The following is a 15,782-nucleotide window of genomic DNA, read 5'->3' on the forward strand; positions in this document are numbered from 1 at the left end:
CCCATGAACCCGAAGCCCGGCATGCGGCGCCCGCCGCCCGGCTCGATGTGGTAGCCACGCGGGAAGGGCAGCTTGTCCTTCACGTTGTGGAGCCACCACGGCATGTACAGGTGCATGCCGCCGGTGCCGTCCTCGTTGTGGTTCGGCATCCCGACCATCTTCGGGATGAAGCCCGACAGGCTGGCGCCGGTCGAATCGGTGAGGTACTTGCCGACCGCGCCGCTGCCGTTGGCCAGGCCATTCGGGAAGCGGGCCGACTTGGAGTTCAGGAGCAGCCGGGCGCTCTCGCAGGCGCTGGCCGCGAGCACCACGATCTTGCCCTGGACCGTCTTCTCCTCGCCCGTCGTCGTGTCGATGTAGGACACGCCCGTGGCCTTGCCCTCGGCGTTGCTGAGGACCTCACGCGCCATGGCGCCCGTCACGATCGTGAGCTTGCCCGTGGCCATCGCCGGTGGCAGCAACACGGTCGGCGACTGGAAGTTCGAGTGCGTGGTGCAGCCGCGACCGCACTGCGCACAGTAGTGGCAGGCGGCGCGCCCGTTGAGCGGCTTGGTGAGGATCGACAGGCGCGACGGGACGCAGGCGATCTTCAGCTTGTCGGCGGCCTGCTTGAAATACAGCTCGTAGGCGCGCGGCAGGGGCGGCGGCTGGAACTTGCCGTCGGGCTCGTTGTGGAGGCCCGTCTGCGCGGCATGGTTGGAGCCGAAGATGCCGACGAACTCGTCGAGCTTGTCGTAGTACGGCTTGAGCTCGTCGTAGGTGATCGGCCAGTCGTCGCCGAGACCGTCGATGCTCTTCCGGCGGAAGTCGTCCGGTCCCCAGCGCAGCGAGATGCGGCCCCAGTGGTTGGTGCGTCCGCCGAGCATACGGGCCCGGAACCAGTCGAACGTCGATCCCTTGCTCGCGGTATACGGCTCACCCGGCAGTTCCCACCCGCCCCACGCCGCGTCGAACTCGCCGAACGGGCGTTCGGTCGGCGCGCCACGCCGGGGCGACTCGTAGGGCCAACCCAACATCTTGCCGTCGCGCGCCTGGTCCCACTGCGGACCGGCCTCGAGCATGCACACCTCGGCGCCGGCCTCGGTGAGCACCTTGGCGGCAATCCCGCCGCCGGCGCCCGAGCCGACGACGACCACGTCGTACACCTTCGGGGAACGGATGACTTGCATCTGCGAATGAGCCTCGGAAAGAGTCAGAAAAGTCCGGACGATCGAGTGTAACTCGACAGGCGCGGAGGTCAGCGCGTGGGCAGGCGCGCCATCAACGACAGCGTCGGGCCGGGTCTCCCCTACGACGTCGCTCAGGGCACACGCCCCGCCCTCATTCGACAGCGGCGGGGTGGGACACCCCGCCCTACCTCGAGGCAGGCTGCTGCTGGGTGACGCAGTGGATGGACCCCATGCCCCAGACCAGCGGCTCGCACTGGATCGGCACCACGCGTCGCGTCGGGAAGAGGTCCTGCAGGATCGCCTGGGCGCGCGCGTCGTTGGCGTGCCCGTACATCGGCGCCAGCACCACGCCGTTGGCGATGTAGAAGTTCGCGTAGCTGGCCGGGAGGCGGTCGTCCTCGGCCATCACGTGCCCGCACCCGGGGAGGGTGACGATGCGCCAGGGCGTTCCGTCGGGCTGTCGCGACGCCTGGAGGCGCGCAAGGTTCTCGGCCAGCGGCGCGTGGTTGGCGTCTGCCGGGTCGTCCTCGACGAGCGTGACGATGGTGTCGGGCGCGACGAAGCGGGTGATGTCGTCGACGTGGCCGTCGGTGTCGTCGCCCTCGATGCCCTCGCCCAGCCAGATCACCTGCTGCACGCCGAGGTACAACCGGAGATAGGCCTCGATCTCCTCGCGAGACTTCTCCGGGTTGCGGTTCGGGTTGAGCAGGCACTGCTCGGTCGTGAGCACGGTCCCGGCGCCGTTGACGTCGATGGACCCGCCCTCGAGGATGATGCCCGGCTCGAACTTCGTGATGCCGGCGAGCGCGTCGAGGCGCGTCGGCACGGACGCATCACGCATCAGCGTCTCGTACTTGCCGCCCCAGGCATTGAAGCCCCAGTGGTTGAACGCGAGTTGGCCATCCTGCCCGAGCAGGAAGTTGGGGCCGTAGTCGCGAATCCACGAGTCGACGGTGACGATCGGGATCAACTGCAGGTTCGCCAGGTTGGCCGCGCGGCCGGCGCAGCGCCGGCGCACATCCTCGGCCACGCCCTCGTCGTCGACGAGCAGGCACACGCGCTCGTGCGGCGTGAGCGCATCGATGAACTGCAGGAAGATCTCCTGCGCCTGCGGCACCCTGTCTGGCCAGGTGACCGGGTCCTTCGGCCAGGAGAGCCAGGTGGCGGCGTGCGGGTGCCACTCGGCCGGCATGCGGTAGCCGCGCGCGGCGGGCGTCGAGAGCAGCATTACGGTTCGATCAGGCGCTGGGTGATCGGCGCGTAGGCGTCGATGCGGCGGTCGCGCAGGAACGGCCAGTTCTGGCGGGTCTGCTCGATCAGCGATAGGTCGCACTCGACCAGCATGATCTCTTCCTTGTCGGAGGAGGCCTTGGCCAGGATGCGGCCGAACGGGTCGGCCACGAACGACTGCCCCCAGAACTGCAGCGAGCCCTCGAGGCCCACGCGGTTGACCGACACCACGAACACGCCGTTGGCGATGGCGTGCGCGCGCTGCGCCGTTTCCCAGGCCGAGTGCTGCGCGAGGTTCATCTCCTGCTGCTCGCCCGGCAGCCAGCCGATCGCCGTCGGGTAGAACAGGAACTGCGCGCCCTGCAGCGCGGTGAGTCGCGCGGCTTCCGGGAACCACTGATCCCAGCACACGAGCACACCGCAGTTGCCACGCGACGTCTGGTGCACGCGGAAGCCGAGGTCACCCGGCGTGAAGTAGAACTTCTCGTAGTACAGCGGGTCGTCCGGGATGTGCATCTTCCGGTACTTCCCCACCACGCTGCCGTCCTGGTCGAAGATCACGGCGGTGTTGTGGTAGAGCCCCGCCGCGCGCCGCTCGAACAGCGACGACACGAGCACCACCTTGTTCTTGCGGGCCGCCTTCGCGAGCGCCTCGGTCGTCGGCCCCGGGATGGGCTCGGCGAGCTTGAACAGCTCGGTGTCCTCGGTCTGGCAGAAGTACTGCGACCGGAAGAGCTCCTGCAGGCACACGATGGTCGCGCCCTGCTTGGCGGCCTCGCCGATGCGGCTGATGGCCTTCTTCAGGTTCTTGTCCGGGTCCGGCGAGCAGGTCATCTGCACGAGGCCGACGACGGGATTGGAGGCGGTCTTCTTCTTGGCCATGTCTTGGTAGTCGTAGCCGTCGACCTTCAGGTCGACGGTCATTCTGGCCCGAGGTGCGCATCGAGCTGAAGCTCGACGCCTACGAACAGTCCTTACGCCCCGTAGTACTGGGCGCGCTTCATCTTCAGGAACTCCGCCGACCGCGCCAGTTCGTCGAGGCCGTTCATGCCGTCCTCGATCGAGATCCAGCCGTCGTACCCGACCGACGCCAGGATACGGAAGATCGTGTCGTAGTCGTTCAGGCCCTTGCCCGTCTCGCCGTGCTTCAGGGCGGCGCTGTACCCGGTGCTGCCGTCGCCCTGCTTCAGGTCCTCGAGCGTGGCGCCGGGGGCCAGGTAGCGATCCGAGGCGTGCATGCTGACGACGCGGTGCTTGACCTTGTCGAGGAACGTCAGCGGATCATAGCCGCCGACCAGCGCATTGGACGGGTCGTACTGCACGCCGAAGTTCGGGTGATCGATCTGCTCGATGATCTCGAGGAACACGTCCTCGGCCTGCGCGAACTCCGGGTAGGTCCAGTTGCCGTCCTTGTAGTGGTTCTCCATGCAGAGCACCACGCCACGCTCGGCCGCGTACTCGAGCGACGCCCGGATGCCGTCGACGGTCCGCTGCACGCCCTCGGCGCGCGACATCCCCGGCAGGCGCTGGCCGCTCAGCGTGCGGCAGTGCCGCAGCCCGAGTGCCACCGACATGTCGATGGCGTCCTTCTGCCGCTGCACCTGGCGCTTCCGCTCCTCGGCATCCGGGTGCGTGAAGTCGGGCGAGAAGCAGAGCATCGACGACACCTGCCCCGTCTCCTCGAGCACGTCACGCACGCGCCTGGCGGCATCGGCCCCGAGCGGCGTCAGGAAGCCATCGTAATGCTCGATGCCCTCACCGCCGAGTGCTTTCGCATCCCGAAGCCATTGGAGGTAATCCATCTGGCCGGCGCACAACTCGTCGAAATAGCACTTGGGGAAGACGGAGATTTTTGGAGGCATAGTGAACAGAAGGCTCAGGGCTCACGGCTCAGAGAGCATCCTGATTGCGACGACGCCGTCGCGCGGAGAACGAGATGGCTCGATCCACCTTCGTGAGAATGCTTTCTGAGCCCTGAGCCTTGAGCCCTGAGCCGTTTGGCTACCACGCCGGCGGCGCGCCGACGGGATACTGCTCCAGGTCCATCACGGACCCGGTCACGCACGCGCCGGCATCCGACACATAGTACGCGACGGCATACGCGATGTCGGCGGGCTCGAGCAGGCGGCCGAACGGGCGCGTCGCGACCGCCTCGGCGACCCACTCGTCGCCCTTGCCCTCCTGCTCCCGTTTCACCTTGTGCTCGCCTTCGGTCAGCGTCCATCCCGGGTTGATGGCGTTCACCCGGATGCGGACCGTGTTCAGCTGCGCGGCGGCGTTCTTGGTGAGCGTCTGCAGGGCGCCCTTGGACGCCGAGTACGCGGTGAGCTTCGGTTCCCCGATGTAGGCGTTGATCGACCCGATGTTCAGGATCGCCCCACCGCCGCGCGCCTCGAGGTGCGGCACCGCGGCCTGCATCAGCACGAACGGCGCCCGCACGTTGATGGCGAAGATGCGGTCCCAGTCGGCAAGCCGGGTGGTGCGCACGTCCCCACGCGACGTGTCGGCCGCGTTGTTCACCAGGATGTCCAGGTGACCGAAGTGCGCCACCGTCCGCTCGACCAGCCGCACGCACGCGTCGGCATCCACCAGGTCGCAGGCCTCGAAGGCCGCTCGCCCACCCGCGGCGGCGATGGCGTCGAGCACGACCTGAGCGCCCTCGTCGGTGCGGCCGGTGACCATCACGGCCGCCCCCAGGGCGGACAACTGCAGGGCGATGCCCTTGCCGATGCCCGAGGTGGAGCCCGTGACGAGGGCGACCCGTCCGGTCAGGTCGAAGGCGTGCGGAAGGTCCGGTCGGATCGCAGTGGTCATGACAGTCAGGGAGTGTCCTCGACAGGGTCGTACACACGCCGGAGCGGCTTGCGCCGGCCGACGCCGCCCAGCAGTTCGACCTCGAGCACGAGTCCACGCGGCGACACGAGCGAGAACGTCTCCTCGACGGACATGCCGTCGTCGAGCAGTGTCTCGCGCACGAGGCGGCCCTTCTTCCACCTCGTCTCTGTCTCCACGACGCCGTTGACGGCCTGATGCTTCTCGGCCTTGCCGTCGGTGCGGTAACGCACGGTGCGGCCATCGTCGAAGGTGAAGGACACGCTGGCCTTGTCCTGGGCGATGGTGAAGCGCCGGATCGGCTGCACGAGTTCCCGGATGAGTTCGCCGCGCTGCTTGCGGGCTTCGGGGGTCATCGGCGTCATCACGCCCGTGGAGCCGAAGCCGCCGAGCGGCGAGCGCCCGGCCGAGCCGAAACCGCCGACGGGAGCCCGCCCCGTGTCCGTGCCGTCGCCTCCACCGGCACCGCCCACGTCACTCGCGTCGGCGTTATACCGCCACGAGCCGGTGAGGTCCGGCGGCGGCTGCGCGTGGACGGCCGCCAGGCCGACAGCCACGACACACAGGAGAGTCGCGAGTCGCGCACGCATGGGCATGTGGCGCGCGGAGGCGACGACCTGTCGCCCCGCGCGGCGGAGTGTCAGCGTTGTGGGCCGTCGGGGCCGTGCGGCAGGAGCACCGACTTGATCACCTGGCCGCTGTGCATGCCCTCGAAAGCCTCGTGCCAGTGGTCGAGGCCGGTGCGCAGGCCGACCACCTTGTCGGCGCCGGTCCGTCCCGCGGCGAGCAGCGCGATCACGCGCTCCCACACCGGGTAGTTGTGGCTGAACGAGCCGTGGAGCTTCACGGCCTTCTGCACGAGCGGGTTCAGGTTGATCGGCACGAGGTCGGGCGACCAGCCCACCTTGACGACCGTGCCGTCCGGCTTGCACATCTGGAGCGCGGCGTCCAGCGGACGGCTCGCACCAGACGCATCGCAGACCACGTCGGCACCGAGCGGATCCAGGGAGCGCACGACCTCCTCGAGCGACTGGTTGTCGACGTCGACCACGTGCGTCGCGCCCAGTTCCAGCGCCACCTGCAGGCGTGCCTTGTCGGCCGCGCGGCCCGCCACGACGAGCGGGTAGGCGCCGCTCAGGGCCGCCATCTTCGCGCACAGCAGGCCGATGGGACCGGGGCCGAGCACGACGACGACCTGGCCCGGCTTGATGTCGGCGTTCACGCACATCGACTGGTAGGCGACGGCGTGCGGCTCAGACAGGCACGCCAGGTCGAACGGCAGGCTGTCGGGAATGTGGTGCAGGCAGCGGGCGGGGACGCGCACGTACTGCGCCATCGCGCCATCGATGCCGTACCCGAAGCCCTTGCGCGTCGGGCAGAGGTTGTAGCGGCCCGTGCGGCACATCATGCACTCGCCGCAGATGTAGGCCGCCGTCTCGCTGACGACGCGGTCGCCTTCCTTGACGCCCTTCACGGCGCTGCCGACCTGCGCGACGACGCCGCCGAACTCGTGGCCGAGCGTCACCGGCGCGTTCACCGGCCAGCTGTGCGTGAGGTACGCCTGGTGGACGTCCGAGCCGCAGACCGAGGCGGCGCCAACGGCGAGCAGCACGTCGGAGGGCCCGATCTCCGGAATCGGCACCTCGCGCAGGGCCACCTGCAGGGGTTGGTCGAGGCCGAACTGGACGACGGCAGGTTGCAAGGCGCCCATCTAGTTGCCCTCCGGCAGCCGCGTGCCATCCGCGGCCCACTTCCTGAGCGGGGTCTTCCGGATCTCGGTGCTGATCTCGCGGAGCACCGTGTGGAGGTCGTTGCTCGACGTCTTGAACTCGTTGGCGTCGATGACGAGCGGCGCGCCGAGCACGACCAGCGGTGCCCCGTGCGCGGGACACTCGATCGCCTGCGGGATGGTGAGGCCACCCACGGCCTGCACCGGCACGTTGACCGCGTTGACGATCGCGTCGAGTTCGTCCATCGGGCTGAGGCCCTTGACCAGGCCGCGTTCGTCGAACCCGATGTGGTGGATGATGTAGTCGCAGCCCAGCGCTTCCAGCCATTGGGCGTTCTTCACGCGATCCTCGGCGACCATGTTGTCGCCCATCACCTTGATGCCGTAGTGCCGCGCCGCGTCCACCACCCGGCGGATGGTGGCTTCGTGCGCACGCCCCATCACCACCACGAGGTCGGCGCCGGCCTTGGCCATCATCTCGGCCTCGAGGTAGCCGCCGTCCATCGTCTTGAGGTCGGCGACGATCGGGTGATCCGGGAACTTCGCGCGGAGCTTCTCGACGGCGTGCAGGCCCTCGGCCAGCAGCAGCGGCGTCCCGGCTTCGAGCCAGTCCACGCCGGCCTCCACCGCGATGGCCGCGGTGTCGAGGGCTTCGTCGATGTTGGTGAGGTCGAGGGAGATCTGGACGATCGGGAACGTCAGCGAATCGAGGCGAGACACAGAGACATTCTACTGAAATGCTGCGATGCCGAGAATGCCGACAATGCCGGGGGCCCCGAGAGCCCCGACATTGCCGGCATTCCGGCATCGCGGAATTTCAGGAGATCTTCTCTGCTCTGTAACCGCCCTTGCCCTTGTCGACCATGTAGATGGCCCCGAAGATGACCACCAGCAGGAGCGGCAGGCCCGACCAGATCGGCAGCACCTGATCGGTGCCGTACGTGGCGCTCAGCCAGCCCATGATGGGCCCCGACAGGGCCGTCGCGAAGCTGCCCGTCGCCCCGATCACGGCCATCCCGAGCGCGCCGGAGCGCGGGAACCGCTCCGACGTGATGCCGATCATCGTCGGCCACCAGAAGGCGATGCCGACGGCGAACACGCCGGCCCACAGGAACGCCGCGGTCACGGTGGCCGCGTGGCTGAACATGTAGAGCCCGAAGGCCGCCACGACCGACGTGATGGCGATGAGCGCGGTCGGCGCGATCTTGTGCGAGACGTTGTGGCCGAACTGGCGCATCAGGTACATCACCATGTTGATCCACACCACCTGCAGGATGCCGGCCTGGGTGGCGCTCTGGGTGACGCGGTTGAAGATGGTGGGAATCCAGCTGCCGGCGCCGAGTTCGGTCCCGGCCGTGAGGATCATGCAGAACCAGACGAGGATGAACAGGGGCCGCGTGAGGTCCTTGAACATGTCGCCGAACGGCACGCCGGCGGCCTCACGCTCGGTGGCCGGGAACTTCTGCCCCATGAACATCACCAGGTAGATCACCGACGGGATCAGCAGCGTGAGCGTCTTGGCCTTCCAGCCGAAGCCGGCCTGCGTCATCGCGAAGGCGAGCACGCCCCCGATCACGATGCCGCCCGGGAACCAGGCGTGCAGCGTCGTGAGCTTGGCCGTCTTGTTCTGCGGATAGATCGTCGCGATGAGCGGGTTGATGGCCGCCTCGACGAAGCCGTTGGCCACGCCCACCACCACGGTCGACAGGAAGAACGTGGTGAAGTTGGTCGAGAACACGGTCAGCAGCGCGCCGATGATGTGCCCGGCCGCGGCCAGGCGCATGATCGTGCCCATCCCGAGCAGGTCGCACAGCGGCCCCCCGAACAGGATCGACAGGCCGAAGCCCCAGAACGCCGCGGTGGCGACCCACCCGGTCTGCACGTCGGTGAGCGACAGGTCCGCCTGGACCTGCCCCAGGATGTCGCCGCGGATGGCGAACGACATGGCCGTGGCGATCAGCGCGACACAGCTGGCGATGAAGAGACGACGTTGGTTCATGGCGATGCGCGGTGCCCCTTGCGTGTGACGAAGCCCATGTGGCGGCCCGCGCGGGTCCCCGCGAAGCCGGCCGGTTTGTCTGTTTTCGGGGCAAAGCATACTGCACGGGCTGCCGAACACACGACACTGAGGTAGGGCGCGGTCTCCGACCGCGCCGTTCCCGGACAGCGGCCCGGTGGGACACCGGGCCCTACCTGCCCCCGGCATCGCAGCATCGCGGCATTTTCTGGTTACACTGCCGCCCATGTCCTGGATCGACGACTACGTGCAGTCCGGCAAGGCCCTCGACGTCACGGTCACCCTGAGCCCGCGGCTGGCGCCGTGGCCCGGGCAGGAAGTGTGGGAGTTCACGCCGCTGCTCCGGATGGACAAGGGCGACGTCTGCAACGTGTCGATGTACCGCGTGTCGTGCCATGCCGGCACGCACGTCGACGCGCCGTGGCATTTCGGCATGAGCCCACAGACCATCGAGTCCATTCTGCTGGACCAGATGATCATCCCGGCACGCCTGCTCGACCTGACGCACGTGCAGACGGCGATCACGAAGGCCGACCTGGTCGGGAAGATCGAGGGTGCGAAGGCCGTGCTCTGCAAGACGACCAACTCGGGCACGCTCGAGAGCGGCGCGCCGTTCAACACCGAGTTCGTCTACATCGCCGGGGATGCCGCGGAGTACCTCGTGGAGTGCGGCGTGCGGACCATCGGGGTGGACTACCTCTCGGTGGAGGGCTTCCACGCACCGGAGCCGGTCACGCACCGCGCCCTCCTCGGCAACGACGTCTTCATCGTCGAGGGGCTCGACCTCACGAAGGCCGCGCCGGGCGAGTACCTGTTCGTGGTGCTGCCGCTCAAGATCGAGGGCGCCGACGGCACGCCCGCCCGCGCGGTGTTGCTCTCGTAGCACGGAGGTAGGGCGCGGTGTCCCCACCGCGCCGCCGTCCATTGCGGCCGGGTGGGACACCCGGCCCTACCTTCGTGGCCGCCGATGTTCACATCGGCGGTCAGGCCGCCGCCTTCCGCTCCCGCGGGTACAGGACGATGGCGACGAGGTAGCAGAGCGCGATCGCCACGAGCAGCACCCGGTAGCCCGTGACCAGCGCCAGGTACTCCCCCACCCCACCCAGCATGGCGCCGAGCAGGTTGGCGCCGTACGCGAACGCGACGTTGTCGGTCTGCTTCAGGCTGCCGCTGAAGAGCAAGCCGGCCAGTAGCACCGGGCTGAACGTGAGCAGCGAGTAGAACGCCGTCTCGGCCGCCAGCGACCCGAAGCTCACCGTGCCGATCGGCAACGCGTACGCCAGGGCCAGTAGCGCGAACAGCGGCACGCCCACCGCCCAGGGGTTGATCCGCGGCAGGCGACTGGCCAGCCACGCGCCCAGCGCCGCCATCACCAGCACCGAGGCGATCGTCGCCGACGCCACGACCCAGGTGGAACCCCAGATCAGCGCGAACTGCGTGATCGCCTTGGTCTCGAGGATCATGAAGCCCGCCCCGAGCACGAAGAACGGCACCAGCGGACGCACGGCCACGCCGCCAGCCAGCGCCCCGACGGCGCGCAGCGTGGCGCCTACCGCCAGCACCGACACCACCAGCACGCCGAGCAGCGCCCACGCGTAGTGCGTCGGCAGGTGCGGCTCCTTCATGTAGAGAAACGGCCAGTCGTCGGTCGCAGGCCGAATCGAGGCATCGCGGTCGAGCGGGAGGCCCGGGCTCACGACGTCCGGATGGTTGTAGGCGGCCACCTTTTCCGGCGGCGTCGGCCACTGCGCGATGCGGTGCGTCCCGGGGCCCGCGATCATCACGCCGAGGTAGCCGTGCTCCTTGTGGATGTGGACCTTCGGCTCCTCGCCGAACACGTTGCGCGCCGAGTTGGCGAGGCGGTCGACCAGCCACTTCTCGCGGAAGTAGTTGTAGACGACGAGCACGCCGCCGGGCTTGAGGCGTTCACGCGCAGCGCGGAAGGCCTCCTCGGTGAACATGAAGCTCTCGAGCCGCACCGCGGAGAACGACGACTGCAACGTCAGCGAGTCGATCAGCGCGAACACGATCAGGTCGTACTGCTTCTCCGCCGTCCGCAGGTAGTGCCGCGCGTCGTCGTTGACCACCGTCACGCGCGGGTCCTTGTAGGGCCCCTCGGGGTGGTACTGGCGACCGAGCCGCACGATCACCGGATCGATCTCGACGGCATCGACCCGCTTGGCGCCGTGCTGCAGCGCCGACGAGACGTCGGTGCCCGAACCCGCACCGAGCACGAGCACGTCCTCGAACGTGTCACCGAAGACGGTGTACGGCCACTGGTAGAAGTATTCCTTCTCGCGCACCGGGGCCATCGACTGGTGGAAGATGTTGTTCACCTCCACCACCGTCTCCTTGCCCTGGGTGTGCGCCGTGATCTTGTAGTACGGCGACCACAGCGTGTCGCCCGAGAGTTCGTGCGTCACGCCCAACGCCACGCTCAGCAGGAAGAGGCCGCTGGCGGCCCACGCCTTCGGCTGCTCCAGCAGGAACGGCACGGCGGCCAGGAACGGCAGCCCGAACCAGACGACCGGCGGCAGCTGCAGCGCCGACACCACGCCGAATGCGACGACGCCCGCAAGGCTGCCCGCAAGGTTCACCAGGTAGGCGCGGAGCGGCGGGTGCGCATTCATCTCGCGACCGAGCCGCTGCGCGAGCGTCACGAACAGGGCGGCCACCGCGATGCAGAGCAACGGCAGGAACCAGGTGCCCTCCACGGGCACCACGGCGTCGGTCGTGCCGCTGGAGAAGTAGATGCTCTCCGACGTCTGCGGCACCGCGATGTCGATGCGGCCGGCGGCGACGACGATCACCAGCACGGCCTGCAGCAGCGGGAACCAGCGGAGCAGGTTTGTGCGCAGCGGCGCCAGCAGGCAGCCGATGCCGATGCCGAGGAAGCTGGCCAGCAGGATGAAGTTCGAGAAGTACGCGAGCAGGCGGATGTAGGCCGGCATCCACCGGATCAGCGCCACCTCGAGGAACAGGACGAGGAAGGAGATGAGGAAGAGGGGCCAGGCGGCCCCTCGCTTGTCGCTCGCTACCATCCCAGGATGCGCGCGAACATGAGCGGCGCGACGATGGTGGCGTCCGACTCGACGATGAACTTGGGCGTGTCGATGCCGAGCTTGCCCCAGGTGATCTTCTCGTTGGGCACGGCCCCCGAGTACGACCCGTAGCTGGTCGTCGAGTCGCTGATCTGGCAGAAGTAGCCCCAGAGCGGCACCTCGGGACGCTGCAGGTCCTGGTGCAGCATCGGCACGACGCAGATCGGGAAGTCGCCGGCGATGCCGCCGCCGATCTGGAAGAAGCCGATGGACGAGCGCGGCGCGAGGTCCTGGTACCAGTCGGCCAGGCTCATCATGTACTCGATGCCGGTGCGCACGGTGTGGACGTTCTTCACGTCGCCCGAGATGCAGTGGCCCGAGTACATGTTGCCGAGCGTCGAGTCCTCCCAGCCCGGGACGAACATCGGCAGGTTGCGCTCCGCCGCGGCCATCATCCACGAGTCCTTCGGGTCGATCTGGTAGCTCTCCTTCAGCACGCCGCTGAGGAGGATCTCGTACATGAACTGGTGCGGGAACAGGCGCGTGCCCGCCGTGTCGTGCGCCACCCAGCGCTCGAGCACCGCAGTCTCGATGCGCCGCATCGCCTCGTGCTCGGGGATGCAGGTGTCGGTCACGCGGTTCATGTGCCGATCGAGCAGGGCCTGCTCGTCGGCCGGGGTCAGGTCGCGATAGTTCGGCACCCGCTCGTAGAAATCGTGCGCCACGAGGTTGAACACGTCCTCCTCGAGGTTGGCGCCGGTGCAGGAGATGCCCGTCACCTTGCCCTGGCGGATCATCTCCGCCAGCGAGCAGCCGAGTTCTGCCGTGCTCATCGCGCCGGCGAGGGTGACCAGCATCGAGCCCCCCGACGCCAGGTGCGCCGAGTAGCCATCGGCGGCATCCTTGAGGGCCGCGGCGTTGAAGTGCCGGTAGTGACGATCGATGAACTGCGAGATGGGTCCGGACATGGCGTGGTGAACCGTCAACGTTCAGAATTTCAGAACTTCAGAATTTCAGAATTGCAGAGTCGCCGTGGCCTCAGGCTACGTGAGCTTCTCGGACTTCGCGTCGAAGCCGACGACCTTGCCCTTGCGATACGCGGTGACGCCACCGGCGATGGCCGCCATGGCCTTGTAGCCGAGGTCGGCGTCGAGGTTGGGCTTCTGCCGGGTGCGCATCGCCTCGAGGAAGTTGTCCATGTGCGGGTGCTCGCCCCGCACGAACGGCTGCACCGGGATTCGCAGTTCCTCGGACCCGGTCTTCTTCATGAAGTCATCCTTGTAGTCGCGATCGGGGATCACGACCATCTCGGTGTTCTGGAAGCCCTCGCTGTCCTCGGCCACCATGATGGTGCCCTGCGAGCCGTGGAACACCAGCGGCGCGCCCTTGCCGCTCGTCACCGAGCAGGCCAGCTGCATCGTCCAGTCGCTGTAGTCGACGTTCATGAAGAACGTGTCGGGCACCTCGCGGTCCTTCTGCACGTAGATGCCGCCGCTGGCGGTGACGCGCAGGGGGAACTCCGGGCCGACCGCCATCAGGATCGGCGAGACCGTGTGGTAGAAGAGGTCGGTCGCGATGCCGCCCGAGTAGTCCCAGTACTTGCGCCAGCGGAAGTAGCGCGCCGGATCCCAGTCACGCTTGGGCGCGTTGCCGAGGAAGGCCTTCCAGTCGAGGTTCGACGGGTTCGCCTCCGGATCGATCTTGTAATTCCACTCGTTGCCGCGCTTGGTGCTGTTGCGGCCGAACCCGCCCGACGCCCACACCACCTCGCCGATCAGGCCGTCCTCGATGGCCTTCTTCGCCTTGTGGAAGTGGTCGAGCGACGTGTACTGGCTGCCCACCTGCAGGATGCGGCCGTTGGCCTTGACGTACTCGGCGATCTTGCGCGCCTCGTCCACCGTGTAGGTCATCGGCTTCTCGAGGTAGACGTCCTTGCCGGCCTCGAGGGCCGCCATCGCGTGCGCGTAGTGCCAGTGGTCGGGCGACGAGATGACGATGGCGTCGATGTCGGGACGCGCCACGAGCTCGCGGTAGTCGTGATAGACCGACTTCTCGTCGACCCCGGTCTTCTCGCGCGCCAGCTGCTTGCGCTTCTCCCAGATGTCGTTGACCGCCACGGCCTGCACGTCGCCCTTGCCCTTGTTGCGGGTCATCACGTGGGTGATGTGCGAGTTCATGCGCCCGCCGCAGCCGACGAAGCCGACGTTGATGCGGTCGTTGGCGCCGAGGACGCGGCTCTTGGCCGGCGTCGACACGGGCCGCGGCGCCGCGCTCGCAGGCGTCGCGATGGTGCCGGCCGCCGCCACGGCGCTGGCCCCCACGGTGCGGATGAAGTCGCGTCGGGTGGTCGATTGGGTCACGTCCCGTTGTCCTCTCTGAAGATCCGCCGCTGCCGCGCGGCACGCCGTGCGCCGAAGCCCTGGCGAAGGCGCACATTGTATCCTCTCAGGGATTGTCCTCGCCCGCGTCCACGCCGCCGCCCGCGCCCGTCCCGGCCGCCTCCGAGGCCGGCGTGGCGGGCGCCCTTCGTCGGCTCGGCGCGGCCCTGCTCTCGCGCGACTTCCGGATACTCTGGTTCGGCGCCTTCGTCTCCACGGTAGGCACGTGGATGCAGAAGGTCGCCCAGAACTGGCTGGTGCTCTCCCTGACCGGGTCGGCGTGGTATCTGGGCCTGGACTCGTTCCTCGGCGAGTTGCCCATCCTGCTGTTCACGCTGGTCGGGGGCGTCATCGCCGACCGCCACAACCGCCGCCTCCTGCTCATCAGCTCCCAGTTCGTCCAGTTGTCGGCCGCGGCCCTGCTGGCGGCGCTCATCTGGTTCGACCAGGTCCGCATCTGGCACGTCCTCATGTTGTCGTGCCTGACGGGCTTCGCGCAGGCCTTCGGCGGGCCGGCCTACCAATCGCTCATCCCGTCGCTGGTGCCCAAGAAGGACCTGCCCAACGCGATCGCCCTCAACTCGATCCAGTTCAACCTGTCGCGCGTCATCGGCCCGGTGATCGCCGGCGCGGCGCTCGGGTCGGTCGGGCTCGCGGCCTGCTTCGGCCTCAACGCCCTGTCCTTCCTCGCCGTCGTCGCCGCCCTGCTCCTGCTGCGCGTGCCCCACATCCCGCCGGCCTCGAGCCGCCCCATGCTGGCCGAGATGCAGCACGGACTGCAGCATGTCCGTGCCAACCCCGCCCTCGTCTCCCTCATCGTCGTCGCCACGGCGCAGACCTTCCTCGGCCTGCCGATGCAGACGTTCCTGCCGGTGCTCGCGCAGCAGGTGTTCGGCCAGGGCGTGGACACCTATACGCGGATGATGTCGTACTCGGGGGCGGGTGCCGTGGTCGGCGCGCTCGGGGTGGCCTGGCTGGGGCGGTTCGATGGCATGGGCGTGGTGCTGCTGCGCCTGCAGGCCGTGTTCAGCGTGCTCATGATCGGGATCGCGTGGTCGCGCGCGCTTCCCCTGACCTACGTGCTGCTCTTCCTGGCCGGCGTGTCGACCATCATCACCACGTCGCTGGTGACCTCGCTCGTCCAGTTGGTGGCGCCAGACGAAATGCGCGGGCGTGTGATGAGCATCTACATGGTGGCGTTCCGCGGAGGCATGCCGCTCGGCAGCCTGCTCAGCGGGGCGCTCGTGACGCAACTGGGCCTGCCGATGGCCCTCACCCTCAACGGCGTCCTGCTGTGCCTGGCCGCCGCCTGGTTCCTCACGAGGAGGCACGGTGTCGTCCGTATCTGATCGCGCGCGGCTCGTCCGGTTGGGGGCCTTCGCCATG

The 15,782-nt window shown here is 68.2% G+C and carries 14 protein-coding genes; 2 read left to right on the plus strand and 12 right to left on the minus strand.

What is annotated here, in order from left to right:
- The 9 genes from ACIRDX_RS14155 to ACIRDX_RS14195 all read right to left on the minus strand — a co-directional run.
- A partial coding sequence (locus ACIRDX_RS14155) for a GMC family oxidoreductase N-terminal domain-containing protein (protein ID WP_396626088.1) occupies positions 1–1,169 on the minus strand: 1,169 nt, incomplete at its 3' end.
- Positions 1,170–1,353: 184 nt separating this feature from the next.
- A complete protein-coding gene (locus ACIRDX_RS14160; RefSeq protein WP_396626089.1) occupies positions 1,354–2,397 on the minus strand; it encodes an agmatine/peptidylarginine deiminase in 1,044 nt (347 codons plus the stop codon).
- Positions 2,397–3,281, minus strand: a complete 885-nt coding sequence (locus ACIRDX_RS14165; protein ID WP_396626101.1) for a carbon-nitrogen hydrolase — start codon at positions 3,279–3,281, stop codon at positions 2,397–2,399. Before ACIRDX_RS14165 ends, ACIRDX_RS14160 begins: the two co-directional genes overlap by 1 nt.
- Before the next feature lie 92 nt (positions 3,282–3,373).
- The gene (locus ACIRDX_RS14170; RefSeq protein WP_396626090.1) at positions 3,374–4,261 is read right to left on the minus strand and encodes a sugar phosphate isomerase/epimerase family protein; all 888 of its coding nucleotides are present in this window, start codon (positions 4,259–4,261) and stop codon (positions 3,374–3,376) included.
- 139 nt (positions 4,262–4,400) lie between these two features.
- The gene (locus ACIRDX_RS14175) at positions 4,401–5,213 is read right to left on the minus strand and encodes an oxidoreductase (RefSeq protein WP_396626091.1); all 813 of its coding nucleotides are present in this window, start codon (positions 5,211–5,213) and stop codon (positions 4,401–4,403) included.
- 5 nt (positions 5,214–5,218) lie between these two features.
- Positions 5,219–5,821, minus strand: a complete 603-nt coding sequence (locus tag ACIRDX_RS14180) for a hypothetical protein (protein ID WP_396626092.1) — start codon at positions 5,819–5,821, stop codon at positions 5,219–5,221.
- A gap of 50 nt (positions 5,822–5,871) precedes the next feature.
- A complete protein-coding gene (locus ACIRDX_RS14185; RefSeq protein WP_396626093.1) occupies positions 5,872–6,942 on the minus strand; it encodes a zinc-binding dehydrogenase in 1,071 nt (356 codons plus the stop codon).
- Positions 6,943–7,680 (minus strand): orotidine 5'-phosphate decarboxylase / HUMPS family protein, encoded by a 738-nt coding sequence (locus ACIRDX_RS14190; protein WP_396626094.1) that lies wholly within the window; start codon positions 7,678–7,680, stop codon positions 6,943–6,945.
- A 97-nt stretch (positions 7,681–7,777) separates the two neighbouring features.
- Positions 7,778–8,959: an MFS transporter gene (locus ACIRDX_RS14195; RefSeq protein WP_396626095.1), complete on the minus strand. Its 1,182-nt coding sequence runs from the start codon at positions 8,957–8,959 to the stop codon at positions 7,778–7,780.
- Positions 8,960–9,203: 244 nt separating this feature from the next.
- Between ACIRDX_RS14195 and ACIRDX_RS14200 the strand changes: the two genes are divergently transcribed.
- Positions 9,204–9,860, plus strand: a complete 657-nt coding sequence (locus ACIRDX_RS14200; protein WP_396626096.1) for a cyclase family protein — start codon at positions 9,204–9,206, stop codon at positions 9,858–9,860.
- Positions 9,861–9,960: 100 nt separating this feature from the next.
- On the opposite strand, the gene ACIRDX_RS14205 is transcribed toward ACIRDX_RS14200, so the two are convergent.
- The 3 genes from ACIRDX_RS14205 to ACIRDX_RS14215 form a co-directional block, all read right to left on the minus strand.
- Positions 9,961–12,018 carry a spermidine synthase gene (locus ACIRDX_RS14205; protein WP_396626097.1) on the minus strand — a complete coding sequence of 686 codons (2,058 nt, stop codon included), beginning with the start codon at positions 12,016–12,018 and terminating at the stop codon, positions 9,961–9,963.
- On the minus strand, positions 12,012–12,986 hold the full coding sequence (locus ACIRDX_RS14210; protein WP_396626098.1) for a deoxyhypusine synthase family protein: 975 nt from the start codon (positions 12,984–12,986) through the stop codon (positions 12,012–12,014). Before ACIRDX_RS14210 ends, ACIRDX_RS14205 begins: the two co-directional genes overlap by 7 nt.
- A gap of 75 nt (positions 12,987–13,061) precedes the next feature.
- On the minus strand, positions 13,062–14,378 hold the full coding sequence (locus ACIRDX_RS14215) for a Gfo/Idh/MocA family protein (protein WP_396626099.1): 1,317 nt from the start codon (positions 14,376–14,378) through the stop codon (positions 13,062–13,064).
- Between the two features lie 92 nt (positions 14,379–14,470).
- On the opposite strand from ACIRDX_RS14215, the gene ACIRDX_RS14220 reads away from it, so the two are divergent.
- Entirely contained in the window at positions 14,471–15,745 is a 1,275-nt protein-coding gene (locus ACIRDX_RS14220) for an MFS transporter (protein WP_396626100.1), read from the plus strand.
- Positions 15,746–15,782 lie beyond the last annotated feature (37 nt).

The sequence above is a fragment of the Luteitalea sp. genome, from assembly GCF_044337415.1.
GTDB lineage: Bacteria > Acidobacteriota > Vicinamibacteria > Vicinamibacterales > Vicinamibacteraceae > Luteitalea.

Coding starts and splice junctions, on each gene's coding strand:
- ACIRDX_RS14205 (WP_396626097.1), bottom strand. CDS start 12,018: ATGGTAGCGAGCGACAAGCGAGGGGCCGCCTGGCCCCTCTTCCTCATC.
- ACIRDX_RS14165 (WP_396626101.1), bottom strand. CDS start 3,281: ATGGCCAAGAAGAAGACCGCCTCCAATCCCGTCGTCGGCCTCGTGCAG.
- ACIRDX_RS14180 (WP_396626092.1), bottom strand. CDS start 5,821: ATGCGTGCGCGACTCGCGACTCTCCTGTGTGTCGTGGCTGTCGGCCTG.
- ACIRDX_RS14160 (WP_396626089.1), bottom strand. CDS start 2,397: ATGCTGCTCTCGACGCCCGCCGCGCGCGGCTACCGCATGCCGGCCGAG.
- ACIRDX_RS14170 (WP_396626090.1), bottom strand. CDS start 4,261: ATGCCTCCAAAAATCTCCGTCTTCCCCAAGTGCTATTTCGACGAGTTG.
- ACIRDX_RS14195 (WP_396626095.1), bottom strand. CDS start 8,959: ATGAACCAACGTCGTCTCTTCATCGCCAGCTGTGTCGCGCTGATCGCC.
- ACIRDX_RS14185 (WP_396626093.1), bottom strand. CDS start 6,942: ATGGGCGCCTTGCAACCTGCCGTCGTCCAGTTCGGCCTCGACCAACCC.
- ACIRDX_RS14175 (WP_396626091.1), bottom strand. CDS start 5,213: ATGACCACTGCGATCCGACCGGACCTTCCGCACGCCTTCGACCTGACC.
- ACIRDX_RS14200 (WP_396626096.1), top strand. CDS start 9,204: ATGTCCTGGATCGACGACTACGTGCAGTCCGGCAAGGCCCTCGACGTC.
- ACIRDX_RS14210 (WP_396626098.1), bottom strand. CDS start 12,986: ATGTCCGGACCCATCTCGCAGTTCATCGATCGTCACTACCGGCACTTC.